General features: G+C 70.5%; 22 protein-coding genes and 2 pseudogenes. 8 read left to right on the forward strand and 16 right to left on the reverse strand.

What is annotated here, in order from left to right:
- Positions 1-41: 41 nt before the first annotated feature.
- Both IE237_RS16325 and IE237_RS16330 read left to right on the forward strand, forming a co-directional pair.
- A complete protein-coding gene (locus tag IE237_RS16325) occupies positions 42-593 on the forward strand; it encodes an Rv1733c family protein (protein ID WP_189802696.1) in 552 nt (183 codons plus the stop codon).
- Complete coding sequence (locus IE237_RS16330) at positions 586-3,339, forward strand: cation-translocating P-type ATPase (protein ID WP_189802697.1); 2,754 nt, start codon at positions 586-588, stop codon at positions 3,337-3,339. The genes IE237_RS16325 and IE237_RS16330 overlap by 8 nt, the downstream gene beginning before the upstream one ends.
- Here the strand turns inward: IE237_RS16330 and IE237_RS16335 are convergent.
- The 7 genes from IE237_RS16335 to IE237_RS16365 all read right to left on the reverse strand — a co-directional run bounded on the left by IE237_RS16335 (position 3,267) and on the right by IE237_RS16365 (position 9,599).
- Positions 3,267-3,938, reverse strand: coding sequence for a DUF4389 domain-containing protein (locus IE237_RS16335; protein ID WP_189802698.1), 672 nt, complete (start codon positions 3,936-3,938; stop codon positions 3,267-3,269). The two genes, IE237_RS16330 and IE237_RS16335, sit on opposite strands and share 73 nt — an antisense overlap.
- 5 nt (positions 3,939-3,943) lie before the next feature.
- Complete coding sequence (locus IE237_RS16340; protein ID WP_189802699.1) at positions 3,944-4,549, reverse strand: CBS domain-containing protein; 606 nt, start codon at positions 4,547-4,549, stop codon at positions 3,944-3,946.
- A 41-nt stretch (positions 4,550-4,590) separates the two neighbouring features.
- A complete protein-coding gene (locus IE237_RS16345; protein ID WP_308433082.1) occupies positions 4,591-5,316 on the reverse strand; it encodes a potassium channel family protein in 726 nt (241 codons plus the stop codon).
- Positions 5,317-5,618: 302 nt separating this feature from the next.
- Positions 5,619-6,953 carry a nicotinate phosphoribosyltransferase gene (locus IE237_RS16350; protein ID WP_189802701.1) on the reverse strand — a complete coding sequence of 445 codons (1,335 nt, stop codon included), beginning with the start codon at positions 6,951-6,953 and terminating at the stop codon, positions 5,619-5,621.
- 55 nt (positions 6,954-7,008) lie between these two features.
- Positions 7,009-7,662 carry a CBS domain-containing protein gene (locus IE237_RS16355; RefSeq protein ID WP_189802702.1) on the reverse strand — a complete coding sequence of 218 codons (654 nt, stop codon included), beginning with the start codon at positions 7,660-7,662 and terminating at the stop codon, positions 7,009-7,011.
- A gap of 10 nt (positions 7,663-7,672) precedes the next feature.
- The gene (locus IE237_RS16360; RefSeq protein WP_189802703.1) at positions 7,673-8,077 is read right to left on the reverse strand and encodes a cyclic nucleotide-binding domain-containing protein; all 405 of its coding nucleotides are present in this window, start codon (positions 8,075-8,077) and stop codon (positions 7,673-7,675) included.
- A 94-nt stretch (positions 8,078-8,171) separates the two neighbouring features.
- Complete coding sequence (locus tag IE237_RS16365) at positions 8,172-9,599, reverse strand: MBL fold metallo-hydrolase RNA specificity domain-containing protein (protein WP_189802704.1); 1,428 nt, start codon at positions 9,597-9,599, stop codon at positions 8,172-8,174.
- A gap of 277 nt (positions 9,600-9,876) precedes the next feature.
- On the opposite strand from IE237_RS16365, the gene IE237_RS16370 reads away from it, so the two are divergent.
- The gene (locus tag IE237_RS16370) at positions 9,877-10,341 is read left to right on the forward strand and encodes a hypothetical protein (protein WP_308433083.1); all 465 of its coding nucleotides are present in this window, start codon (positions 9,877-9,879) and stop codon (positions 10,339-10,341) included.
- A gap of 8 nt (positions 10,342-10,349) precedes the next feature.
- Here the strand turns inward: IE237_RS16370 and IE237_RS16375 are convergent, their stop codons facing one another.
- Both IE237_RS16375 and IE237_RS16380 read right to left on the reverse strand, forming a co-directional pair.
- Complete coding sequence (locus IE237_RS16375) at positions 10,350-11,339, reverse strand: Acg family FMN-binding oxidoreductase (RefSeq protein WP_189802705.1); 990 nt, start codon at positions 11,337-11,339, stop codon at positions 10,350-10,352.
- A 22-nt stretch (positions 11,340-11,361) separates the two neighbouring features.
- On the reverse strand, positions 11,362-11,991 hold the full coding sequence (locus IE237_RS16380; protein ID WP_229842711.1) for a CBS domain-containing protein: 630 nt from the start codon (positions 11,989-11,991) through the stop codon (positions 11,362-11,364).
- A gap of 240 nt (positions 11,992-12,231) precedes the next feature.
- Here IE237_RS16380 and IE237_RS16385 point away from each other — a divergent pair, with 240 nt between their 5' ends.
- Genes IE237_RS16385 through IE237_RS16400 form a run of 4 tightly spaced genes read left to right on the forward strand, consistent with a single transcriptional unit; the run spans position 12,232 to position 18,399 of the window.
- Positions 12,232-13,134, forward strand: coding sequence for a universal stress protein (locus tag IE237_RS16385; protein ID WP_189802706.1), 903 nt, complete (start codon positions 12,232-12,234; stop codon positions 13,132-13,134).
- Positions 13,131-13,991, forward strand: coding sequence for a universal stress protein (locus IE237_RS16390; protein WP_189802707.1), 861 nt, complete (start codon positions 13,131-13,133; stop codon positions 13,989-13,991). Before IE237_RS16385 ends, IE237_RS16390 begins: the two co-directional genes overlap by 4 nt.
- 43 nt (positions 13,992-14,034) lie before the next feature.
- Positions 14,035-16,620 carry a cation-translocating P-type ATPase gene (locus tag IE237_RS16395; protein WP_229842712.1) on the forward strand — a complete coding sequence of 862 codons (2,586 nt, stop codon included), beginning with the start codon at positions 14,035-14,037 and terminating at the stop codon, positions 16,618-16,620.
- A gap of 48 nt (positions 16,621-16,668) precedes the next feature.
- Positions 16,669-18,399, forward strand: coding sequence for a sensor histidine kinase (locus tag IE237_RS16400; RefSeq protein ID WP_189802968.1), 1,731 nt, complete (start codon positions 16,669-16,671; stop codon positions 18,397-18,399).
- An 11-nt stretch (positions 18,400-18,410) separates the two neighbouring features.
- Here IE237_RS16400 and IE237_RS16405 read toward each other — a convergent pair whose 3' ends face one another.
- From IE237_RS16405 to IE237_RS40750, 7 genes and pseudogenes are all read right to left on the reverse strand, one after another.
- On the reverse strand, positions 18,411-19,097 hold the full coding sequence (locus IE237_RS16405) for a response regulator (protein WP_189802709.1): 687 nt from the start codon (positions 19,095-19,097) through the stop codon (positions 18,411-18,413).
- Between the two features lie 65 nt (positions 19,098-19,162).
- Positions 19,163-19,789, reverse strand: a complete 627-nt coding sequence (locus tag IE237_RS16410; protein ID WP_189802710.1) for a CBS domain-containing protein — start codon at positions 19,787-19,789, stop codon at positions 19,163-19,165.
- A 25-nt stretch (positions 19,790-19,814) separates the two neighbouring features.
- On the reverse strand, positions 19,815-20,273 hold the full coding sequence (locus IE237_RS16415) for a Crp/Fnr family transcriptional regulator (RefSeq protein ID WP_189802711.1): 459 nt from the start codon (positions 20,271-20,273) through the stop codon (positions 19,815-19,817).
- Between the two features lie 284 nt (positions 20,274-20,557).
- A complete protein-coding gene (locus IE237_RS16420) occupies positions 20,558-21,094 on the reverse strand; it encodes a flavodoxin family protein (protein ID WP_189802712.1) in 537 nt (178 codons plus the stop codon).
- 23 nt (positions 21,095-21,117) lie between these two features.
- Positions 21,118-21,762: a hypothetical protein gene (locus IE237_RS16425; RefSeq protein ID WP_189802713.1), complete on the reverse strand. Its 645-nt coding sequence runs from the start codon at positions 21,760-21,762 to the stop codon at positions 21,118-21,120.
- Between the two features lie 295 nt (positions 21,763-22,057).
- The gene (locus IE237_RS40745) at positions 22,058-22,273 is read right to left on the reverse strand and encodes a hypothetical protein (RefSeq protein WP_229842744.1); all 216 of its coding nucleotides are present in this window, start codon (positions 22,271-22,273) and stop codon (positions 22,058-22,060) included.
- A 46-nt stretch (positions 22,274-22,319) separates the two neighbouring features.
- A pseudogene (locus IE237_RS40750) lies at positions 22,320-22,586 on the reverse strand (NAD-dependent epimerase/dehydratase family protein); the annotation flags it as partial.
- A 457-nt stretch (positions 22,587-23,043) separates the two neighbouring features.
- Between IE237_RS40750 and IE237_RS16435 the strand changes: the two are divergent.
- Positions 23,044-24,297, forward strand: a pseudogene (locus IE237_RS16435) (IS701 family transposase).
- Positions 24,298-24,304 lie beyond the last annotated feature (7 nt).

Below are 24,304 nucleotides of genomic sequence, written 5' to 3' on the forward strand. Positions count from 1 at the left end.
TGTCTCACCAGGAGTCTTCGAGCAGCGGGTCCAATCCGCCGGTGAAAGGATTCCGCGGGCGTGCCGCCTTCGTCCTCGTCCTGATCATCGCCCTGGTCTGCGGCGCCGTGGCCGCCGGAACACTGTGGAACGCCGGAGCCAGGACCGATCGCGAACTCGCCGCTCACCGGCATCAGGTGAAGGCGACCACCACAGGGCCGGCCAAGGAACCATCCGTCGCCGCCCGGTACGGTGCGAAGCCGCAGGCCCTCGCACCGGCGGTGTGGGAGCAGCCTGAGCACGTCCGCCGCTCCGGGACCGTCCACGTCCCGCCCAGGACGCCCCAGGGCCGCACCGTGATCATCTGGGTGGACGACGCAGGTGCTCCTGCCCGCCCCCCGGGCAGCGCTGCGGACCGAGCATTCACCTCTCTCTCGGGCGGTATCGCGGCGGCGGGTGCCGTCGGGGTGGCGGGGGCCGGCCTGGTCCTCCTCGTACGGCGGCGGAGCGAAGGTCACCGGCTCGCGGCCTGGGAACGGGAGTGGGAGCAGGTGGAACCCGTCTGGTCCGGCCGCCCGCGTCGCGGCAGCGATGCCGGGGGCGACGATGACTGACCGTGCCACCGACCGCATCGCAGCGGAGTCGAGCACCACCCCTGACCCGGCTCTGCCCTTCGACCCCAGTGAGCCCCTGCCCAGACTGCGCAGGGAACTGGCCACCGGACCAGACGGGCTGTCCGCTCGCGAGGCTGCCCGCCGGCTCGCCGTCCACGGTCCCAACGAGGTACGGCGCAAGGCTCGCTCCTCTTTCGCGCGGGAGCTGGTGGGGCAGTTGATCCACCCCCTGGCCCTGCTGCTGTGGGCCGCAGCCGGGCTGGCCTTCCTCGCGGACCTCGGGGTGCTCGGCTGGGCGATCCTCGCGGTCATTGCCGTCAACGCGGCCTTCGCGCTGCTTCAGGAGCGACAGGCCGAGCGGGCGGTGGAGACCCTCGCGCGCTATCTGCCCGAGCACGCCCTCGCCGTACGCGACGGCCGGCCGCTCACTGTGGAGGCCCGCGACCTGGTGCCGGGCGATGTGATCGTCTTGGAGGAGGGCGACAAGGTACCGGCCGACGCGCGGGTCACCGAAGGCGGAATGGAAGTCGATCTGTCGATGCTCACGGGGGAGTCCGTCCCCGCCGAACGCATGGCCGCGGCCGGGCTCCTCGGGGCCCCGTTGCTGGAGGAGCCGAACCTCGTCTTCAGCGGGACGACCTGCGTCGAGGGACAGGCTCGGGCCGTCGTGTTCGCCACCGGCAACCACACCGAGCTCGGCCGGATCGCCGCCCTCAGCCAGCGAACCCGGCGCGAGGCCAGTCCCCTGGAGCGGCAGGTCAAGAAGGTGGCCTGGCTCATCGCCGGCGTCGCAACGGGCATGGGGTGCGTTTTCCTGGTCCTGGGCGTGGTCGTCGGGCTGCCGGTGACCGACTCCCTCATGTTCGCCATCGGGCTCCTCGTCGCCAACGTCCCGGAGGGGCTGCTTCCGACCATCACCCTGGCCCTCGCCGTCGGCGTGCGCGCGCTGGCCCGGGAGGGCGCTCTGGTGAAGCGACTCAGCGCGGTGGAGACGCTCGGCTCGACGACTGTCATCTGTACGGACAAGACCGGCACGCTGACCCGCAACCGCATGAGTCTGAGGGTGCTGTGGACCGCAGGTCATGGAACGGAACCCGGCCCCTGGGCTCAGGAGCTGGCACGGGCGAGCGCGCTGTGCACCACGGTCACCGGTGACGAGGACGGTGAGCTGCACGGCGATCCGACCGAGGCCGCCCTCGTCACGGGGTCCGCCGACCGCGAGGCCCCGGTGGATCTCACGCGGCGCGACGAGGGACGGCGCAGGCTGTTCCGCTTCGACCCGCGGCTGCGGCTGATGTCGGTCGTGCAGGTCGACGAGGCGACGAGTCGCCTGCGGATCATCACCAAGGGGGCGCCTGAAGCCGTCCTGACCCGCGTGCATCCCGACTCCGCCACGGAGGCAGCCCGCTCGGCGGCGGAGGAGCTGGCCCAGGGTGGCATGCGGGTCCTCGCCGTTGCCGCGCGCGACCTGCCGTCGGGCGCGGAGTCGCCGTCGAACCGTCAGGAAGCCGAATCGGGACTGACACTGCTCGGTCTTGTCGGACTGTACGACCCGCCGCGCCCCGAGGTGGCGGAGGCCGTCCGCCGCTGCCACGAGGCCGGGATACGCGTGCACATCGTGACGGGGGACAGCGGAGCCACCGCTGCGGCGGTGGCCCGGGAGGTAGGCATCGGAGTGCCCGGCCTCCAGGTCGTCGCGGCTTCCACGTTGCTGGGCGACGATGAGCTCGACCGGCTTTTGGTGGAGGGCGACGCCGAGATCGTCTTCGCCCGCTCCTCGCCCGAGACGAAACTCAAGGTGGCCGACACCCTGCGGGCCCACGGCCGGATCGTCGCCATGACGGGCGACGGCGTCAACGATGCCCCCGCGCTGCACCGCGCCCACATCGGGGTGGCCATGGGACGCTCCGGCACGGACGTGGCCCGCGAAGCCGCCACCATGGTGCTCACCGACGACGACTTCGCCACCATCGTGACCGCGGTCGAATCCGGGCGCCGCGTCTACGACAACGTACGCAAGTTCATCGTCTACATCTTCGCCCATGCGACTCCGGAGATCGTTCCCTTCCTCGTCTTCGCCCTCTCCGCCGGCGCCGTACCGCTTCCCCTCACCGTCCTGCAGATCCTCGCCATCGACCTCGGCACCGAGACGCTGCCCGCCCTCGCGCTCGGCAGGGAACGCTCCGAGCCCGGCATCATGCAGCGGCCGCCCAGGCCACGGCATCAGGGCGTCATCTCCCGCGACATGCTCGTCCGCAGCTGGGGCTACCTGGGACTGGTCTCGGCGGCCCTTGTCATGGCGGGTTACTTCTACGTGCTGTGGCGCGCGGGCTGGCAGCCGGGCGATCCCACGGACGCGGGCAGCCCCCTCCACCACGCCTACGTGACGGCCACCACGGCCACCTTCGCCGGCATCGTCACCTGCCAGGTAGGCACAGCCCTCGCGGCCCGCACCGACCACGCGGCGCTGCGCGACATCGGGTTGTTCTCGAACCCCTTGCTACTAGCCGGTATCGCCTTCGAGCTCGCGTTCACAGCCGCCCTCGTCTATGCGCCCCCGCTCCAACACCTTTTCGGCACGGCCGCCCTTCCCCTGGATGTTGTCCTGCTCATCGCGACGTTCCCGGTCCTTGTGTGGGGCACTGACGAGCTGCGGCGTGCAAGGCGGCGACGTCAGCTGCCGGCGGTGGCCCACTCGGTCGCGGCGGTCTCGGTACCGCCCTGGTCGAGGCGGAAGGGCGGGTAGGCGTCCGTCATGAGGCTCGCGTACGCGGCGACGCGCAGGACCCAGCGGTTCAGCCCAACGATCAGAGCGAACAGGTCGCGCGGATAACGGTCGGTGAAGGCCACGGCGAAGCCCGCGATGAGGGCGAGCAGGGTGATCAGGCCGCCGCTCCACCAGCCGGCGCGGATGCCGCCGGTGAAGAAGGCGATGATCAGGTAGTGGGGGATGGCGAGCAGCCACCACTTGACCAGTACCTGCGAGCGGGAGAGCTGCTCCGGGTAGGCGATGTCGAGCCGGGCGGGGTAGTCGGGTTCGGGGCCGAGGCTGAAGGGCGGGTAGCGGTCGGTGCCGAGGGCGCCGTACGAGTAGTACGACACGCGCCAGGACCAGCGGAGGACGCCGAGGTTGAAGTCGAACAGGCCCCGTGGGAAGCGTTCGGTGAACAGGATGGCGAAGAACGCGATCACCGTCACGACGAGGAAGGCGATCCAGAGGAAGAACAGCACGATCCAGTGGGGGATCACCAGGATCCATTTCACCAGCCACAGCCAGCGGGACAGCTCCTTGTCCAGCTCGGCCGCCACATGCACGGGAACATACGGGGCACTCGGGGTGACCATGATCGTCACTTCCTCGTCAGGTCGTCGTCTTCGTACGTGAGCCGGTCGACGACCCCCACGACGCCGTCGACGCTGTCGCAGAGCTTGAGAAGCACCGGAACGAGGCTGCGGCGGCGGACCGTGCCGCTGAGGGTGACCCTGCCATCCGCGACCTCCACCGAGAGGGCTGACGGGCTCAGCCTCAGGGTGTGGGTGACCACGTCCTCGACGATCTCCTCCTGGATCGCCCGGTCCCGGCGCAGGAACAGCTGGACGAGGTCGCTGCGGCTGAGCACGCCCACGAGTAGCCCGTCGTCACCGACCACGGGCAGGCGCTTGACGCCGGCCCGGTCCATCACGCGTGCGGCGCGCACCACGCTCCACTCGGGTCGGGCCACGACAGCGGGACTCGACATGAGGGCGCCCGCGGTGTCGAGCCCGGCCCCGGAAGCACGGCGGCGAACCAGGTCCGCCTCCGAGACCACGCCGAGTGGTCGGTTCGACTCGTCCACCACGCACACCGCGGTGATGTCGAACTCGTCCAGGAGCCGTGCGATCTCCTCGAACGGCGTGCCCCGAACCACGCTGACTGCCGTGGGTGTCATGAGATCCGCGACACTGCGGTGCCTCATCGCTCGTCACCTTCTCACGCGTTCGACCGGCGCCCCCACGTTCAGGATCGCCCGCTGCCGCCGTACTGGGGAGGGCCGTCCGGCCCCTGGGGATGCCCGTGGTCGTCGGCGTAGGCCGCGAAGACCCGCTCGGGTCCCCCGTCCGTGTGCAGGAAGCTTTCGTCGAGCACCACGGCCAGGTCTTCCAGTGCCCTCCGCAGTACCGACGCGGAGAGCCTGACGTCCGGGTGGTGCGCCCCGTCGGCTTGGTCCGCGAGGCCGAGGGCGTGGCGGATCTGCCGGGGCAGGGACGTGTTGTCGTCCCCGTCGTGGAAGTAGTACGACTCGGCGTACTGAAGGAAGTCGACGGTGATGGTGGAGAGCGCCGAGGCGAGTCCGTCCAGGAGCGCGGCGCCGCCGTCGGAGTCGAGGGCCTGGGCGGTGGCGCTGCTGCGGCGCACGTGCGAAAGCCGCAGGGCCAGCGATCTGCGGCGGGCCAGCGCCGGGTAGATACCGAGGATCCACGCGACGGTCGCCGACAGCAGGACGAACCCCACGAGAGCCTCCATGGGGGCGAGTACGCGCAGCCATCCGGAGGCCGGCGCGATATCGCCCAGTCCGAGCGTGGCAAGGGTGACCAGCGAGATGTAGAGGGCGTCGAGCGGGCCCGCGTGTTCGGATGGAACGAGCCCTGTCGCGTACGAGAAGTCCTCCGGCATGTGGGGCCAGTAGATGAGCCCCCACCCCACGGCCACCGTCAGCGCCCACGCGGCGACGACCACCACCATGCCGAGCGGGCCCGCTAGACCGGCCGGCCGCCTCCGCCCCCCGAGGCGTGCGGACAGCCACCAAAGGGACACCATCACCAACCTGCTCAGACCTCCGTGACGGGTCGGGTGCCAGAGCGTGTGGAACACGTCCCGGAGGATGAACAGCACCAGGACAGCACCCACCGGTGTCGCAAGCCACGTCATCCCCGCATTCTTCCCACGACCGGCGACGGCCTCCCGGCGACCGGCTTCGATCTCAGGCCACTGGCCGTGCCCGCTCGCTCCTTCGGGCGTGCCGTCTCCGCCGCGTGTCCCTGTTGCTACAGCCCGGCTTGCGTCCGGGCCTCGATGCGGCCTCGTACGACGAACGTCAGAGCCGACAGGCGGTTCGACACCACTGGCACCGGCGGCACAGGGTCCTCGATGCGGCGCGCCGCCTCCGTCAGTGCGGCGAGATCCGCATCGAACCGGGCGCGGGCGGTGGCCAGGGTGTCGGGCCGTTCCGTGCGGAGCCCGCCGCGCATCACGGTCCGCAGCAGCGGCTCCGAGTCCTCGGGGGGCTCCTCGTTCGCCAGGCCGATGACATCGCGGAAGCCGGGGCCGCGGAACACCTGCTTCGGGGCGGGAGTCGTCACCTTCGCCGACGAGAGCTTCATGACGGGCCGGCCGTCGTACTCGACCAGCTTGTACGCAGCGTCCAGATACGGTGCGTCGGCGGCCGTGCCGACCTTCGTCCCCACGGCGAAGACGTCGATGGGCGCCCCGTCCCTCACGAGCGCGGCGACGGCGTACTCGTCGAGGCCGCCACTCGCGATGATCCGCACGTCTCTCAGCCCCGCCGCGTCGAGTGCGGTACGGGCGCGTCGGGCGAGGACTCCGAGGTCGCCGCTGTCGAGGCGGATTCCGCACCCCGGTCCGAGCCGCAAGTCGCTCAGGACGCGCGCGGCCGTCGCGACCCCGCGGTCGGTGTCGTACGTGTCGACCAGGAAGGTCACCGGGCCCGGATGGGTGCGCGAGAAGGCCCGGAACGCCTCCTCCTCGGAGGCGAACGTCTCGACGTAGGAGTGCGCCATGGTGCCGGATGCGGGAATGCCGTACCGGGTCGCGGCGGCGACGTTGCTGGTGCCGCTGAACCCGACCAGGGCGCAGAGGCGCGCCGCCTCCAGGCCGGCCTCGGGCCCGTGGGTCCGGCGGAGGGAGAAGTCCACCAGCGGCCGCCCGGCGGCGGCCAGCACACACCGCGCCGCTTTGGAGGCGACCGCCGTCTGGTGGCAGACGAGGGACAGCAGGTAGGTCTCCACGAGCTGGGCCTGCGGCAGGGGCGCGGTGACTTCCAGGAGCGGCTCACCGGCGAGGACGAGCCGTCCTTCGGGTACGGCGCGGACCTGGCCGTCGAACGACAGGCCGTGCAGCGGTTCCAGGTCCTCGACCGGCCGGCGCAGCGCCTCGGCGAACTCCAGCACGTCGGGGCGGCTCACCCGGAACCGGGAAAGGTAGTCGAGGGCCGGTTCGAGCCCCGCCGAGACGAGGAATCCGCGGCCCGGGGGGAGGTCGCGGACGAAGAGGCTGAAGGTGGCCGGGGCCCGCATGTCCTCCCGCAGGTACGAGAGCGCCATCGTGACCTCGTACAGGTCGGTGCTGGTCACCTGGGACATACTTCGAGCATGAGCGACGGAGCCGTGACCTGCACCGCCCAGGGCCGGAGACGGCCTATGTCCGGCCCTGGGCGGTGAGCTCGCACCGTACGTCCACCACGCCTTCGACAGCGCGGGCCAGGCGGGCCGCCAGCGGGATGAGCGCGCTGTCGCGGACTTCGCCGGCCAGGGTGACGACTCCGGCGTCGACACGGACGTCGACCTGGTGGTGGGAGAGCGGGAAGAGGTGCTCGATGACGTCGCGGCGCACCTCGGCAGCGAGGTCGTCGTCCGGACGGAGGAAGACCTTGAGGAGGTCGGAGCGGCTCACGATCCCCTGGATCGTGCCGTCGGCGTCGACGACCGGCAGCCGCTTCACGCGGTGGGCGGCCATGAGACGCGCGGCCTGAGGCAGTGACGCCTTGGGATCGACGGTGACGGCGGGCGAGGTCATCAGGTCCTCGGCCCTGTGAAAGCCGGCCTTGGCGGTGGCGTCGAGACGGCGCATCTGTTCGACGATGCCGAGGCGGTGGTCGTGGAACTCCTCCTTGTGGAGCAGATCAGCCTCGGAGACCACTCCGACGACACGGCCCTCGCCCTCGACCACGGGCACGGCCGTCACCTTCCACCGCTCCATGGTGGCGACGATCTCCTTGAACTCCGCGCCGGGCAGGACGGCGACGACCTTCGTGGTCATGATGTCGGCGACGGTGAACGGCTGAGGTGTCATGACTTGTTCCTCACGTGAGGAGTCGGCGCTCCTGCGCCGCCGCGACGGCCGCGGACACTGCTTCACCGATCGAGACGTCCTGTGCGCAGAGATCCCGGACCGTCCGCCCGTCGAACTCGAGGGCGTGCACCTCGGTGATGGCCGTGGCGCCGAAGCGCCACTGGTACGGAGGGATCATCCAGGAACAGCCGAGGAGATCGCCGGACACCAGCGTGTCGACGAGAGCGCGGCCGGAACCGGGGAGGTGCTTGTCCAGCTCGACCCGCCCGGACTCGATGATCCAGAAACGGTCGGCATGCTGCTGCTCGCGGAACATGCGCGTATCCGCGGCGAACCGGACCTGACGCGCCCGTCGCAGGAGCTGGTCCCGCGCCGCCGGAGCGAGTTCGTTCAGCAGCATCCACTTGGTGCTCATGATGTGCCTCCCGCCCTTTCCCCACAGGCTTCCGCGCGGCGGGTGGGCATCGGGAGGGCCGTACGGGTCACACCGGGGACCGAAGGGCCCCGCCTCAGCGGACCAGGACGGCCTCCCCGGAGCGGGGAACGACGGCCGTCCAGCCCAGTTCGTGGTCGATGCGGTCGCGCAGGGCCTCGGACGCGGCCGGTTCGCCGTGGACGAGGTAGGTGGTGTGCGGGGGAGGGGCGCCGCGCAGCCAGTCGATGATCTGTCCGGCGTCGGCGTGGGCCGAGAAGTGGGGTACGTCGGCGACCTCGGCCCGTACGGGAACGTACTCGCCGAACATCTTGAGCGCCCGGGCCCCGTCCACGAGGTCTCGGGCCCGGGTGCCGGCCGCGGCGAAGCCGACGATGACGACCGCGTTGCGCGGATCGGGGAGCAGCCGGTGCAGGTGGTGCAGGACGCGGCCGCCGGTGGCCATGCCGGCCGAGGAGACGATGACGGCGGGACCGTGCGTGCTGTTGATGTCGATGGATTCCTGGACCGTCCGGGCAGCGAGGAACGGTTCGGGGCTCAGTGCGGCCTCTCCCTCGGCGAGGATCTCCGGCCGCAGCTCGTCCGAACGCTCGCGTACGGCGTCCCGATAGACGTCGAGGGCGGCCAGCGCCATGGGGCTGTCCACGTACACGGGCACAGACCGAGGCAGGACGCCCTTGTCGCGCAACAGACCCAGTTCGTGCAGGACGACCTCGGTCCGGTCGATCGCGAAGGACGGGATGACGACGGTGCCACTGCGCGCGAGGGCCCGCGCGATCACGGAGGCGAACTCCGACCGGGCGGACTCCTGGTCGTGGCGGCGGTCTCCGTACGTCGACTCCATGAGCAGCGCGTCCGCGCCCGAGAAGGGCTCGGGCGGCAGCAGCAGCGGGTGTCCGGGCCGGCCCAGGTCTCCGGAGACGGCCAGCGTGTGGCCGTCCTCCAGGGTGAGGTGCGCCCACGCCGACCCGAGGATGTGCCCGCCGTGGTGGAGCCTCAGCCGGTTGCCGGCCATGATCTCGACGTCTGCGCCGACCGGGACGGGGTCGAAGAACGACAGCGTCTTCTCGACGTCGGAGTCGTCGTAGAGCGGCTTGGCCGGGCGGTGCTTGGACCAGCCGTGCTCGTCGGCATGCCGGGCGGCCTCCATCTGGAGGCGGGCGCTGTCGCGCAGCACGATCCCGGCGAGCCGGGCGGTGTGGGCGGTGGTGAGGATCGGGCCCCGGAATCCTTGCCGGACCAGGCGGGGCAGGTAGCCGCAGTGGTCGAGGTGGGCGTGGGTGACGACCACGGCGTCGACGTCCGCGGCATCGCGGGCGAACCGCTCCCAGTTGCGTCGCCGCAAGTTCGCGAAACCCTGGAAGAGACCGCAGTCGAGGAGGATCCGGGCATGGTCGCTCTCGACGAGGAACTTGCTGCCGGTGACCGTCCCCACTGCGCCCAGGAAGCTCAGGAGTGCCGGGCGAGGGGTGGTGGGAGCCGGGTTCGGGGCTGCTTCGGACATGGCCAGCCCTCCTTCGGTGGGGGCCGGTCTCCACCTTCGCATCCGGCCGATCCCATCTTGAGGGTCCAATCGGATCCGTCTTGGGACCGACCGGCTCATGCACCGCAGGGGGACTCCGCGGAGCGTACTCAAGGGGGGACGTTCCGGAGGTGACGCCGGGCCGCGTGCTCGGTCACGAGGCGGTGGGGACGACGCGCTCGGCAACTGATCCGTACGGCAGCGCACGGCACGTCCGCCGCGCTTGTTCGGCCGGCTCGGCTAAGCGCTGGACGACGAGGTGTGGCGGGCGACCGTCTCGTACTACCTCCGGCGCACCAGCCACGGGTCGACGCTCAGCAGCCTCGTCCATGGCTGGGTGCTGGCCCGGCAGAAGGGCGCGGACGCCTGGCGGTACTGCGAGGAGGCCCTGCTCGCCGACGTGGCCGACATCCAGGGCGGTACGACCGGGGAAAGCGTCCATCTCGGCGCGATGGCCGGCACGATCGACCTCGTCGAGCGCGGGATCACCGGCCTGGAGACGGGACCGGAAGGTCTGCGAGTGACTCCGGTGTCACTGGCGGAGATCCCACGGTTCACTTTCACCCTGTGCTGCGGCCGCCATCGCGGAGTACGGCTGAGGATGCTCCCCGGGCGGCTCGCCATCACGGTTCCTGACTCGCCCGAGGGCCCGCTCGCCGTCGTACTTCCCGGTGACCGGAAGCTCAGCGTCGCACCTGGGCAGGAGCGGTGGTTCCGGCTCTGAGCGCGGCTTCAGTCGAAGGTGAGCACCTCGGCGACGGGCCGGCGCGGCGTGGCCCGCCCCTGGGGGCCGTAGCCCAGGCGGAACACCATATGGACGAAGCCCATCGCCGAGCCGGGATCGCGTGCGTCGGACCGGAGTTCGGGCCATTCCAGCGGCTGGGACATCAGGGAGGTGACGAGACCGTCCAGCGTGGCCTGGAGCAGCACCCGCTGCATGGCCTGGTCGGCCTTCAGCCATTCCTCCGGCGTGTCCGCGACCGTCCCGAGCAGCGCGATCTGTGGCCGCTTCTCGAAGCGCGCCGACTCGCGGCCGGGTACCTGGCGGGGGGCACCGAAGTCCCTGACAGGAGAGGTCACGTCGTACTGCCGTGGGCCGAAGGCGTATGAGGGGATGCCCTCGGTGTCAGGGCCTTCTCCGGGCGCGCCAGTGCGTGTCCAGGCGGCTATCTCCGCCCGGACGGCCTCGTCCGCCGCCTCGAACAGTTCGGAGGCGTGGACGAGGTCCATGACGGTGTCGGTGTGCCAGGCCCCGGGTACGGCCAGCCGGCAGCCCTCCAGCAGAGCCGCGGCACGGAGCCCGTCGATCACCTCGGAGGGGATCTCCTCCTCGCTGAAGGGGAAGCGGCTGGTGTGCCGACGCGGCAGGGCGGCATGGAACTCGACCAGATCGCCGTCGGTGTCGGCCGGACCGTCGAACCGTACGTCCGCGAGGTGCCAGGGATCGTCGGGGGTGGGCAGCAGCCGTACCACCGGCTTCAGGGCCCGGTGCGCGGCGCCGACTCGCAGACCGAACAGAGCGGCGCCGCAGCCGAGGTGGAGGGCGCGGTGGTCGGGGTCCTGGCGCGGCATGCCGCGCAGCGGGTCGCCGTGCAGCTCGATGACGCCGGCGCCCGTCCTGAAGACGAACGTCCATGGCTGTGCGTTGTGCATCGAGGGAGCGGTGACGGCGTCCTCGACCAGCGACGTCACGAGCTGTCGGGTCAGAGGGGTGGTGGACACGGTGAGTCCTGTCTGCTGTGGGTCACCAGAGGCTGTCGTGCGGAGTCCGGGTGGCGGACGAGAGGCGCGTGTCGTCCTCCTGGGAGGACAGCCGGTCCACGACGGCGACGACACCGTCCACCCTCTCGGTGAGTTCGACGAGCATCCGGGCCTGGGTGCGTCGAGGGACACGGCCGGCGAGCGTCGCCACGCCGTCGAGGACGTGGACGTCCACCGCGTCGGTCGGCAGGTCCATGGCGTCCGAGAGGACGTCCTCATGGATGCGGCGTCGTATCTCGGCGTCGGGGCGGAGATAGACGTAGAGCAGATCGCGGCGGGTGACGATGCCCACCAGCCGTTCCTCCTCGTCGACGACGGGAAGGCGCTCGACGCCTCGCCGCACCATCAGCCGGGCCGCGTCAGCCACCGTCTCCTCGGCGTGGACGGTGATGGCCGGCCGCGTCATCATGTCCCTCACGGTCAGTTCGCGGTGGGCCAGGAGATCGCTCTCCGACACGACTCCGACGACGTGGTCGTCGTCGTCCACGACAGGAAGTCCGCTGATGTCGTGTTCGGCGAGGATCTTCGCCGCATCCCGAAACGACATCGCGGGGATGGCGGAAACCACGTCGTCGGTCATCAGGCCGCCGACCTTCATGTGCTTCATCGCCATGCCTCCTGTTCAGGGGGTTCGGCGGGTGCTGTCCTGATTCATCACCCTTCCCCGCCGGATGCGTGTGGGGGAGGGCCGAATGGTCCACCGTCGGGACCGAACGGTCTCGGCATGGCCTGTGCTCTTTCCCGACCAGGTGGAGGGGCCCTTTGGTCCCGTCGTTGGCCCCAGCGGCCCTCCGGCCGCCTGAGATCCGATGGGAAGGTGGAAGGAGTCCTTCGGATCGTGTGAGGAGGAGCCATGGCGGCATCCACGTCCCGTCCGGGCCTCGGCGGTGTCGTCGTCGGCGTCGACGGTTCACCATCCGCGCGTACCGCGGTGATGTGGGCAGCAGAGGAGGCGGCTCTGCGGGGTGGCTCTCTCCGCGTCGTCCACGCGGCCAACACGGACTCAGCGCTCCCGTTTCTGTCCCGGGCGGAGATCGCGGCGAGTCGGCGAGCAGGGCGGGAACTGCTCGACAGGACTGCCGAGGAGATCGCGACGCGTCACCCCGAGCTCACGGTTCTCACAGAACTCGACGATGACGCCGCCCCTGACAGTCTGCGACGGGCCGCTGCCCTGACCGGAACGATCGTCGTCGGGCACAGGGGCCTGGGCGGGTTCTCCTCGTTGTTGCTCGGCTCGGTCGGTCTTGGCGTGGTGGCTGCCGCCACCACGCCCGTAGTCGTGGTCCGCGAGGCCACGGAGCCTGCCGAGACGGGCGTTGTCCTGGCCGCGGTCCGGGATGCGGCCGACGTGGGCTGCGCCCTCGCGGCGGCCCGTGAGGCGCTGCTGCGCAAGGTGCCGCTGCGGCTCCTGCACATCTGGAACACGGGGCTGTCCGCAGGCCCACGCGCTCTGTTGCACAACGGCGGCGAGGAGATCGCCCGCGAGCACGTACACGCGTTGGCCGAAGTCACCGACCGGGTCCAGAAGGAGTTCCCCGAACTGACGCTGCAGGCCGATGGCCAGAAGAGCCACAGCGTGCCCGGAGCTCTCGTCGACGCGTCACACCACGCCGACCTCGTGGTCGTCGGAGGGAGACGGTCGCCCGGCTACCTCGGACCCAGCGTCGGGCGAACCACGCTCACTCTGCTGCAGCACGCCCACTGTCCCGTGGAGCTCATCCCCCGGCAAGGCCCTGGACACGGGAGTACGTCATGACACGCACCACGGATCGCCATGACATCGTCGTCGGCATCGACCCCGTCAAGAACTGGCACCTGGCCCTTGCCTGGGCCGTGGACGAGGCCCGGTTGCGAGGCGTGGGACTGCGGCTCGTGGTTGCGGTTCCACCGCAGCACGACACCCAGCACGTCGACGACACACCTCGTCATCTGGCACAGCGGCAGGCCGGCACGGAAGCACTCCGCACAGCAATTGCCTGGGCGCACTCCCGGCAGCCGGCCGTCAAGGCCACCTCCGCCCTCTTCGACGGATCCCCAGCAGGTGTCCTGAACGGTCTGTCATCCGAGGCTGCCATGATCGTGCTGGGCTCCCGCCACCTCAGCCGCACCGAGGAGTTCCTGAGTGCCGGCTCTCTGGTGGTCCCGGTCGCCGCGCGGGCGCACTGCCCGGTGGTCGTCGTGGGCGACGCGGAGCACGTCACCCAGGAGACGCCGTACGTCGTGGTCGGCGTCGACGGCAGCGAGTCTTCGCGAGCAGCCCTGGCCTGGGCCTTCGAGGAGGCGGACCTCCGGCGTTGCGCGCTCCGGGCCATCGCTGTCTGGCAGCCCCCGGTCTTCTCCCTGCACAGCGGTGACACGCTGTTCCACGCCGAGCGCCGTCTGCTCTCGGAGACGACCGCGGGCTGGGCGGAGAAGTATCCCGACGTCCGTCTCACCCACGAGGTGTCCATCGGTTCCCCCGTCGAGGCGCTCGCGAACGCCGCCGAGCACGCGCTCGCCGTCGTCGTCGGCCGTCGAGGCCGGGGCGGGTACACCGGGATGCGCGTCGGCTCCGTCGTGCACGGACTGCTGCATCGTGCCCACTGCCCGGTGATCACGGTGCCCGCGGTGTGAGCGGGCCATGGCGAGGTCAGCACCGGACCGGGCTCCTGCACAGGTGCGGGACACAAGGGGACTCACCCAGGAGGAGGCGGCCCGCCGGCTCGCCGGCACAGGCCCCAACGAAGTGACGGCAAGCAGGCCGGTGCGGCTCCACAAGCGGATTCTGGCCCAGCTGACCGACCCGCTGATCATGGTGCTCCTGGGGGCCGTCGTACTGACTCTCGCGATCGGCGACCATCCCGACGCGATCGTGATCGGCCTGGTCGTCCTCGTGAACACGACCGTCGGCGTGGCGCAGGAGATCCGCGCAGACAACGCCGTCGCCGCACTCTCGGCCCTCACCGCCCCGCACGCGCGTGTGCGGCGCGACGGCGCCGTTGTCGACCTTCCCGCGGCGGTGGTCGTCCCTGGTGATGTCCTCCTCGTCGGGGAAGGTGACATCGTCGCCGCCGACGCAGATCTCGCCGAGGCGTCCGCAGTACTGGTGGACGAGTCCATGCTCACCGGGGAGTCCGTGCCCGTCGACAAGGATCCCGGTGCGACGCTGAGCGCAGGCACGGTCGTCGTCCGGGGCCGGGGTGTCGCCGTTGTCACGGAGACCGGAGCATCCAGCGCGCTCGGCCGCATCGCGGCCCTTCTCGACGAGCGCCGCGAGCCGACCCCGCTGCAGCGCCGCCTCGCCGCCTTGGGGCGCGTCCTCGCGGGCGTGACGCTCGCCCTGTGCGTGCTGGTCTTCGCGCTCGGCCTGGTGCGGGGGCTCCCACTCGGCACGATGGCCGTCACCGCCATCAGCCTGGCCGTGGCGGCTGTACCCGAATCCCTTCCCGCCGTCGTCACCCTGGCACTGGCGCTCGGAGCCCGGCGCATGGTCACCCGGCACGCCCTGGTGCGCCGACTTCCCGCGGTGGAGACGCTCGGCTCGGTGTCCGTCCTGGCCACGGACAAGACCGGCACCCTGACCGAGGGCCGCATGGTCGTCGACCACGTCTGGACACCGCAGGTGAGCGCCGAGCTCTCGGGTGTGGGGTACGAGCCCGTAGGCGAGGCCCTGGTCGACGGAAGGCCGGCGGCGTCGGACGAGCTCGAGTCGCTGCGTGAGCTGCTGACGGTGACTGCGCTCTGTAACGACGCCACTCTGCGCCCCGCGGACAGCAAGGTGTCCGACGCCCGCTGGACGGCCCTGGGCGACCCCATGGAAGCCGCCCTGCTCACGGCCGCGGCCAAGACCGGCTGCCCGGATGCCGCAGAACTGGCGGTGACCCGGCCGCGGATCGGAGAAGCACCCTTCGACAGCCTCCGCAGACGCATGACCACGCTCCACGAGACGGGCGGAGGCAGGGTGCTCGTCTGCTTGAAGGGGGCTCCCGAAGCCGTTCTCGACCCGGCCGTCCTGCTCGATCCCCCCGACGCGCTCGCGGCGGCCCGCCAAGAGGCCGCGAGCCTGGCGGCCCGGGGTTACCGCGTGCTCGCCGTGGCATCGGGCGTGCGGAACGACACCCCGATCCCGATCACCGCGGCGGAGTCGGGGCTTGCTCTCCTCGGGCTCGTCGCGCTCAGCGACCCGCCCAAGCCGCACGCGGCAGCGACCCTCGCCGCCTGCCGGGCGGCCGGCATCACCCCCGTCCTCATCACCGGGGACCATCCGGCGACGGCTCGGGCGGTCGCGTCCCACGTCGCCCTCCTGGGTGACGGCGGCGAGACGGAAGGCCACGTGGTCACGGGGGCGGACGTGGCCGCGGGTCGCGTCGCCGACCTCACCTCGGTGCGGGTCTTTGCCCGGACGGACCCCCAGCAGAAGCTGGACATCGTGGAGGCGTGGCGCTCCCGGGGAGCCGTGACCGCGATGACCGGTGACGGCGTCAACGACGGCCCTGCTCTGCACCGGGCCGACATCGGCGTCGCCATGGGCGCACGCGGCACCGAGGTCGCCCGTCAGGCCGCCGACCTCGTCCTCACCGACGACGAGCTCTCGACGGTCGTGGCGGCCGTCGACGAGGGACGGCGCGTCTACGACAACATCCGCCGCTTCCTGGTCTACGGGATGGCCGGCGGAGCCGCCGAGATCCTCGTCATGATCATCGGCCCGCTGCTCGGGTTGCCACTGCCCCTGCGGGCGGGCCAGATCCTGTGGATCAACCTCCTGACGCACGGCCTCACCGGCGTCGCGATGGGCGCTGAACCAGCTTCCCCGGGAGCGATGCGACGGCCGCCACGCCCGCCGGACCAGCACATCCTCGGTGGCGGTGCCTGGCAGCGTCTGCTCGTCCTCGCGGCCGTCGTCACCGCGGCTTCCCTCAGCGCAGGACTCGCCGCCCGGACAGTTGACCTCGCCTGGCAGAGCGTCCTCTTCCTCGCCTTGCTCGCCGCGCAGCTCGGGGTGGTGCTGGGGCTCCGTTCCCGGCTGTTCACCCGGAAGAACCCGTTCCTACCCCTGTCCGTCCTCGCCTCCGGCCTCCTGGCCGCAGCGGCGCTGTACGTACCCTTCCTGAGCACGGTTCTGGAGACCGAACCGCTCGGCTGGGCCGGCGCCGGGATCGCCGTCGCCTGCGCACCCGTCGGCTTCCTGGCCGCACGGCTCGTCCGCACCGCCTTCCGTGGGGCGCGTCCGGCTGGAGGGTCCTGGGCACCGGAACTACCGTGAAGATGTGCTTCAGGCGTGGACCGGTTCTCGGCGTGGCCGGAGGTGATGATGGTGCCGGAGGGTCCGGGGCCTGCGAACCGCAAGGTTCCGCGGCTGAGACTCGACGAGCTGCTCGACGAGGTCCAAGTGCGCATCGACGAGGTGCGAGGGACCAGGGACCGGCTCAACGGGCTTCTGGAAGCCGTCATGTCCGTGGGCAGGGAGCTCGACCTGCCCCAGGTGCTGAGGGACATCGTGGAGGCCGCCGTCACCCTCGTGGACGCCGAGTACGGCGCTCTGGGCGTCATCGGGGACGACAGGAAGCTCTCGGAGTTCCTCCCCGTCGGCATCGCAGACGACCTGCGGGCGCAGATCGGTGACCTGCCCTCGGGGCACGGACTGCTCGGCGAGCTGATCCGCAACCCCAAGCCGCTGCGGCTCACCGAGTTGTCCGCGCATCCCGCCTCGTACGGGTTCCCACCCCACCACCCGCCGATGCACAGCTTCCTGGGCGTGCCCATCCGGGTCCGCGACGAGGTCTTCGGGAACCTGTACCTCACCGAGAAGCGGGGAGGGGCCGAGTTCGACGCCGAGGACGAGTCCGTCGTGACCATGCTGGCCGTCGCGGCCGGCATCGCCATCGAGAATGCCCGCCTGTACGAGGAGGGCCGCCTCAGGCAGCGGTGGCTCGCCGCGAGTTCCGACCTGACCAGCGCACTCCTGTCCGGCGCGGAAGAGACCGAGGTGCTCGACGGGATGCTGGAGCAGGCCGCGGACATCGCGGCCGCCGACATGGGGGTCTTCTACCTCGTGGGTGCCGGCGGCGAGCTGCGGGGCTCGCTGGCGCGCGGCGAGGGGGCCGAAGCGCACCGGGGCGTCGTCCTGCCGACCAGCGAGGGAACCCTGGCCGAGGCCGCCCTCGCGCAGGAGGGCCTGCTCACGGTCGCCGACGTCGAGAACGAGTCGCGTATCCGGGTGCAGCCCGAACGATGGAGGGGGTTCGGGCCGGCGGTCGCCGTCACGGTCGGTACCAAGGAACGCCTGAGCGGGGTGCTGATCCTCGCACGGCGGCACGGGCGGCCCCCGTTCACCGGCTTGGAGATCATCGCTCTCCCGGGATTCGCTGGGCAGGCGGCCCTGGCGCTCGAACTGGCCGACCGCCGCCGGGACGCCGAGCAGGTGAGCCTCCTGGAAGACCGCGACCGGATCGCTCGTGACCTGCACGATCTGGCGATTCAGCGCCTGTTCGCCACGGGGATGACGCTGCAGAGCGCCCGCCGGTTCGTCGAGCACCCGGAGGCCGTGGACCGCCTGACCCGGGCGATCGACGACCTGGACGCCACCATCAAGATCATCCGGTCGACCATCTTCGGACTACGGGAACACGAGACCGCCGAGGCGCCGAGGCTCAGAAGTCGCCTGGTCAAGGCAGTCGACGAGGTCGCGACCACGCTCGGATTCGCTCCGGCGCTGCGTATGGAGGGTCTCCTCGAAACAGACGTGCCCCATGAGGCGGCGGAGGAGGTGATCGCGGTCATCGGCGAGGCGCTCACCAACGTGGCCCGGCACGCGCGGGCCCACAGCGCGGAGGTGTCGGTCGTAGCCGAGGACGGCGTGCTGGCAGTGACGGTGAGAGACGACGGTACCGGCATCCCGCAGGGCGGCAGCCGCAGCGGACTGCGCAACCTCTCCGAACGGGCCGAGCGGCTGGGCGGGACACTGTCGGTACAGGCGAGAGCCGAGCCGCGCAGCGGCACGATACTTGAATGGAGGATCCCGCTGCCGGAAGGGCGGAAGTGAGGACCGTACGCCTACTTCTCCTCGGAGTCGTGCTCGTGTACCTGAGCGGCGATGACGGCGGCCTGTACGCGGCGTTCCACACCGAGCTTGCCGAGCAGTCGTGAGATGTGGTTCTTGACGGTCTTCTCCGACAGGTAGAGCCGCTTGGCGATCTGCCGGTTGGTGAGCCCTTCGCCGATGAGGTCGAGTACGGACCGCTCCCGCTCGGACAGCACTGCGAGCCGTTCGTCCTCCGGTGGCTTCGCTGCCTCCGGGTCTCGAAGCGAGTGCATCAGCCGCGCTGTCGTGGCCGGGTCCAGCATCGACTGCCCGGTGGCCACGGTCCGCACGGCCGAGACGAGGTCTGACCCCTTGATCTGCTTGAGGACGTATCCGGCCGCACCGGCCATGATCGCGTCCAGGAGGGCGTCCTCGTCGTCGAACGACGTCAGCATCAGGCAGGCCAGCTCGGGCATCCGGGACCGCAGCTCCCGGCACACGGAGATCCCGTCGCCGTCCGGCAGCCGAACGTCGAGAACCGCCACGTCCGGCCGCAGGGCGGGACCCCTGGCCAGCGCGTGCTCCGCCGTTGCCGCCTCGCCGACCACTTCCATGCCGGGTTCGCCGTCGAGCAGGTCACGGAGACCCCGGCGGACGACCTCGTGATCGTCGACGAGGAACACCCGAGTGGGTGCGGTGGCTGCCGGTAGATCCGTCATGGCGATCCCTGTGGTCGATCGGCTGGGCACCCTCCCCCATAAGGATTGTCCGTCAACGGATCGTCTCAAGTCGCACCGAGCTCCATCCGGACGTCGACGACGCCTTCCACGGCCCGCACGGCGCGGGCGACCAGCGGCACCAGCGACCGGTCGGACAGCGGGCCACGGATCGTAGCCACGCCGTCCGTGACCGTCACGTCCAGCCCCACGGGGGCGGCCGGCTCGCCGAGGACGGAATGGCGGATGTCCTCCTCGATCTCGGCGTCCGTACGGAGGAACACCTTCAGCAGATCGCTCCGGCTGACCACACCCTCCAGCATGCTGACGCCGTTCACCACGGGCAGGCGCTTCACCCTCCGCGTCGCCATGATCCGTGCGGCTTCCGCGAGCGTCGCGTCAGGATGGACGGTCACGGCCGGGCTGGACATGAGTTCCCCCGCGCGTACGGCTCCGGCCTTGGACGCGGCGGCGAACTCGTCCGCGCGGGGTTCGTCCGTGCGGAACTCCTCCTTCGGCAGCAGATCCGCCTCCGACACGACCCCGATCACCCGTCCCTCACCCTCCAGAACGGGCAAGGCACTCACCTTCCACTGGGCCATGAGCGCGACGATCTCCTTGTACGGCGCGTCCCGCCCGATGGCGACGGCGGTGCGGGTCATGACGTCGCTGACGGTGTAGCGAGAGGCGGGCATCGCGTTCTCCCTGAGGGGTGAGGGGCTACAGACCGCTCCCGTGCGGGGCGTAGAGATCCAGCAGCCGCACACGGGCCGAGAAGAGACGGTGGGCGAGCATCTGTCCCACGAAGTGGTCCAGGGCGAAGCCGAAGCTCGGATCGGCGTCCATCAGCATGCGCACGGTCGCCGCGTCGAACTCGTCGGCTCGTACCCGTGTCATGGATTCGGCTCCGAAATGCCAGCGGTACGGTTCGAAGAGCCATGACCAGCCGAGCAGTTCGCCGGCGCTGACGCTGTCGACCACGGGGGGCCGCCCACCGGGCACGCGGACGTCCAGGGTGACCGTCCCGGTCCGGACGATCCAGAACCGGTCGGCGTACCCGCCTTCCTCGAACGGCCGGGTCCCTTCAGGGAAGTCCACCGGGCTGGCGCATTTCAACAGCCGGTCACGCTGGTCCGCGGAGAGTGCTGCTGTGAGCCGTGGGTTGGGAGGTGTGCTCATCGGGGCCTCCTGGGCGGTGTCCACCCCCAGTCTGGCCCCTCTGCGTGACGGGAGAGGAGGGCCGGACGGGCCCCCTTGGGGGCCTGGTCGGCCCGTGCGAGGCGCGTCCACCCGCCCCTGGCGTCCCGCCCGGTGCGGTACGCATGACCCTCTGGTCCTGGGCGCTTGACCAGCACCTTCACGGGCAGGAGGTCACATGCCCGTGCATGGCGGATCCGCGACGGAAGCGGGTCCTGCTCGACGTGCCCCCCACGCTTGCCAGTGGCGGTTTCCAGCTGGATCAGTCAAGCGACCTGGAGAGCCGCCCCCCATGCCTTCGCGCGGTCTCGTTCACCGGCGCGTAGCGGTCCTTCGGTGCCCTCGATGACAAATCCCGCGGGTTCCGCGACGAGTTCGTAGCCCTGACCGCGCAGCCGACGGGCGATGCCGTTCGCGGCGGCGCCGGCCAGGCGCATGTCCGCTCTGGTGTCGAAGGCTGCGGCGGAATGGGTACCGGTGTGGGCCTTCGGGAGTGTGTCGTGGAACCAGTTTCGGACGCCGGGGCCCTCGGCGCCCTCCTCGGGAGTGAAGGGACGCTCTCTGTTCTCGGCCTCTTGCTTCTCGGCCTTCAGCCCCATCTTCCGGCTCATCCCGGTGCTCATGCCCCGCATATGGGTCGGACCGCCGACGACCAGCAGGTCGGTGGGGCCGATGCGCTCCGGCAGCGCGTCGACCACTGCCACGCACTCGACCTCGGCGTCCGGGTGCGTCTCCTTCACACCCTCTCCGATCGCGTCGGCGATCTCGCGCGTGTTGCCGAACAGGCTCTCGTACACGATCACAGCGCGCATCACGGCTCATCTCCTCAGGTATTTCCTTCTCCAGCCTCCGCTGCCGCTTCGATCGCCCGCAGCGCTCCGCGCAGGACGATGCCGACGCCCGGGGAGACCAGCGTCCAGTAGCGGCCGAACCGCGTGGTGGAAACCGGATCGGTGCACGCGGTACGCGCTTCGTAGGTCAGGAGCGACCGCCGTGCCCCGTAGGGATGGACGACGAAGGCGGCGGCCATCTTCGCCCAGCCGGGCTCGTCGAAGCCCGCGTAGTCACTGGATTCGACACGGCGCCACTCGATCGTGGGCTTCCACACCTTGCCGACCGCCCCGAAGGCGATCTCGCGCCCCGCTCGCTCACCCAGCGCAACCCAGGGCTGGGCCTCCAGGTCCCCCTGATCGCCACCTACGGCGGGTTCGAACAGGTCGGACACCCGCATCGAAGGCGGTGTGACCACGGGCCGGCGTCGTACGCGGTCCGGAACTCCACGTGCCCACATGACCGCGTCGAACAGTGGCGAGTGGATGGACAGCATGTCCAGATCTCGGGCTGCGCCGTACACGACGTCCGGCGCAGCGGCGATCACGGCACACTCGAGGCGGGAGAACCGGAACTCGGGCAGGGCCGTGTCGAGCAAGAGGGGCTCGGCTGTCGTGGCGACACGCGGCTGGGCATTCATGTGCACCTCCCAGATCCGACACCATCAGTCTCGTCCAAGGCTGGGCATCTCGCTGGGGCCGAACGGTCCCCGGTCCCCTGCGGAACCAGGACACGTCAAGATCATCCAATTGTGAGCGCTGTGGAACCGTTGGTGGCGGGGGAGCTGGGAGCGCCGCTCGACCCAGCGGAACGCACGCTGCCGGCTATCCCCGAGGCGACTCGAGGGCCCGCAGGTCAACGCATACGGCGCAGGACCCACAGGTACGCGTGTGGGCGGCACAATGCAACTACTGCCGCGACCGGTGCCGGGTCACTCATGGAAGCTGCCGAGAACGGAGGAACCGGTCGGCCCTGGCGAGGTCCTCAGGTGTGTCGACCGCTAGCCCGTCGTCCACGACGGAGAGCATCTGGCCGACGTCTGTCAACTCCGTGTATGCGTTCACCGCGAGTGTGTCCGGTGCCAGGTGCTCCAGGGCTTCGGAGACCGCATCGATCGCGGCGGGGGAGATGAACGGTTCGTCGCCCTGCACGTTGATGTATGCGTCGGCGTGCGTAGACGGTGAAGTACCGCAGGGCGACGACGCTGGTGGCGCAGTGGGCCTGGGTCGAGTGCGCGAGGCAGAGCTGCTCCTCGGCGAGCTTTGTGACCGCATACGGGGATGCCGGCTGCGGCCGATCGGTCTCGACGCTCGCACCGCCGTCGGTGGAGCCGTAGACGCTGGAGGAGGAGGCCACTACGAGCCGGGGAGCGCCCCTCCGGGAGACGGCGTCCATGACGCGGTGCGTGGCGATGACGTTGGAGGCCACGTGATCGGTGAACTTCGGACCCCAAGACGGGCGCACCCCGGGGATGCCCGCCAGGTGGAAGACGGCGTTCGCGTATACGAGAAGTCCACGCTGGCGTCATCCCCGCCGAATACCGAGTGCCGTGGCTCACCGGTCGCGTCGCCCATCGTGGCGATGATCAGCGCCGGCTCACCGCGCGAAGCTGCTCCGTGGGAAAACGTGTGAACTCGTCCGCGCCCCGCATGTGGAAGTGGCTTGGGTTGATGGCGGCGACGCAGGTGCTGGTGTCCATCCCCAGCCACCGCGGTTCGGCACCCGCCTCGGCCCAGTTGATGCCCTCGTACCTCTGAGCAGCGGCTAGTACTCCAGCAGGACTTTGGTGTCTGACCTGGGACGATGCCGGGCGGCTGGAGTGTAGCGGGACGGTGGCCGGTCAGGGGCGGTCTCGAAGAGACCGCCCCTCGCTCGTGCGACAGCGCCGCTGGTAGTGACAGCGGCGGGGCAGCCTCCTCGCGTGATCACCGGGCACGCTGCCGAGCAGTGGGACCATGAACTGGACGATCTCTTCGTGACCATCGGTCACCGTTTCCGCCGGGTCGAGCTCCGTCGCCGCATGCGTGACTACATACGCGGTCTGCTCGCCCCGGTGGCCCGGAAGAACAGCTGGCAGTTGGCCGAACAGGCCGGCCACCCCACTCCCGACGGCCTGCAGCACCTGCTCGCCGGCGCGAAGTGGGAGCCCGACGACATCCGCGACGACCTGCAGCAATACGTCGCCGACAAGCTGGGCGAGGACGGCGGGGTCCTCATCATCGACGACATCGGGTTCATCAAGAAGGGCATCACCTCCGCCGGGGTCCAGCGCCAGTACTCCGGGACCGCCGGCCGCACCGAGAACTGCCAGATCGGCGTCTTCGCCGCCTATGCCACCACCCGCGGCCGGACCCTGGCCGACCGCGAGCTCTACCTGCCCAGGTCCTGGACCGAGGACCGGACACGATGCCGCGACGCCAGGGTCCCCGACGACCGGGAGTTCGCCACCAAGGGCGAACTGGCCCGGCGCATGGTGCTGTGATGCCTGGCCTCGCCGCTGCCCATCGCCTGGGTCACCGCGGATTCCGCCTACGGACAGGAGAGCCGCTTCCGTCGGCTGCTGGAACAGTCCGGCGTCGGCTACGTGCTGGCCGTTCCCAAGTCCCAGTTCACCGTGGGCTGTCCCCGCATCGACGGCCTGTTCGCCCAGGCCCCCGCCGAAGCATGGGAGGAGATCTCGTGCGGTGACGGCGCGAAAGGAACGCGCGTCTATCACTGGGCGGCGGTGCGGCTGCCGGCCGTCGACGAGTTCGACTACCAAGGCGAGGTCCCCCACCGGATGCGGTGGGCACTGGCCCGCCGCAGCATCAGCAAGCCCGGCGAGATCGCCTACTACCTCGCTTATGCCCCCTTGGAGACCACTGTTCGGGATCTGGTGCGGATCGCCGGGACGCGCTGGGCGATCGAGGAGTGCTTCCAGGCCGCGAAGAACGAGTGCGGGCTGGACCAGTACGAAGTCCGTCGCTACGTCGGCTGGTATCGGCACATCACTCTTGCCATGCTCGCCCACGCCTTCCTGGCCACCACCGCACACCAGCCCCGGGAAAAGGGGGCGGAACCGGTGAGACAGCCGAGCTCATCGAGCTCACAGTGGCGGAGATTCGGCGACTCCTGGCAGCTTGTCGTCCCCAGCCCCCGCACCTTCGTGGCCTCCGAGGACGACGCCACGCGCTGAGCTGGTC

It is taken from the genome of Streptomyces tanashiensis (assembly GCF_014648895.1).
GTDB classification, from domain to species: Bacteria; Actinomycetota; Actinomycetes; order Streptomycetales; family Streptomycetaceae; genus Streptomyces; species Streptomyces tanashiensis.

Excerpts from the sequence above, each read along its gene's own strand:
- IE237_RS16330 (WP_189802697.1), top strand. The coding sequence starts at position 586 with ATGACTGACCGTGCCACCGACCGCATCGCAGCGGAGTCGAGCACCACC.
- IE237_RS16365 (WP_189802704.1), bottom strand. The coding sequence starts at position 9,599 with ATGTCCGAAGCAGCCCCGAACCCGGCTCCCACCACCCCTCGCCCGGCA.
- IE237_RS16335 (WP_189802698.1), bottom strand. The coding sequence starts at position 3,938 with ATGGTCACCCCGAGTGCCCCGTATGTTCCCGTGCATGTGGCGGCCGAG.
- IE237_RS16390 (WP_189802707.1), top strand. The coding sequence starts at position 13,131 with ATGACACGCACCACGGATCGCCATGACATCGTCGTCGGCATCGACCCC.
- IE237_RS16400 (WP_189802968.1), top strand. The coding sequence starts at position 16,669 with ATGGTGCCGGAGGGTCCGGGGCCTGCGAACCGCAAGGTTCCGCGGCTG.
- IE237_RS16405 (WP_189802709.1), bottom strand. The coding sequence starts at position 19,097 with ATGACGGATCTACCGGCAGCCACCGCACCCACTCGGGTGTTCCTCGTC.
- IE237_RS16380 (WP_229842711.1), bottom strand. The coding sequence starts at position 11,991 with ATGGCGATGAAGCACATGAAGGTCGGCGGCCTGATGACCGACGACGTG.
- IE237_RS16355 (WP_189802702.1), bottom strand. The coding sequence starts at position 7,662 with ATGACACCTCAGCCGTTCACCGTCGCCGACATCATGACCACGAAGGTC.
- IE237_RS16415 (WP_189802711.1), bottom strand. The coding sequence starts at position 20,273 with ATGAGCACACCTCCCAACCCACGGCTCACAGCAGCACTCTCCGCGGAC.
- IE237_RS16425 (WP_189802713.1), bottom strand. The coding sequence starts at position 21,762 with ATGAATGCCCAGCCGCGTGTCGCCACGACAGCCGAGCCCCTCTTGCTC.
- IE237_RS16360 (WP_189802703.1), bottom strand. The coding sequence starts at position 8,077 with ATGAGCACCAAGTGGATGCTGCTGAACGAACTCGCTCCGGCGGCGCGG.
- IE237_RS16385 (WP_189802706.1), top strand. The coding sequence starts at position 12,232 with ATGGCGGCATCCACGTCCCGTCCGGGCCTCGGCGGTGTCGTCGTCGGC.
- IE237_RS16340 (WP_189802699.1), bottom strand. The coding sequence starts at position 4,549 with ATGAGGCACCGCAGTGTCGCGGATCTCATGACACCCACGGCAGTCAGC.
- IE237_RS16345 (WP_308433082.1), bottom strand. The coding sequence starts at position 5,316 with ATGGTGGTGGTCGTCGCCGCGTGGGCGCTGACGGTGGCCGTGGGGTGG.
- IE237_RS16410 (WP_189802710.1), bottom strand. The coding sequence starts at position 19,789 with ATGCCCGCCTCTCGCTACACCGTCAGCGACGTCATGACCCGCACCGCC.
- IE237_RS16350 (WP_189802701.1), bottom strand. The coding sequence starts at position 6,953 with ATGTCCCAGGTGACCAGCACCGACCTGTACGAGGTCACGATGGCGCTC.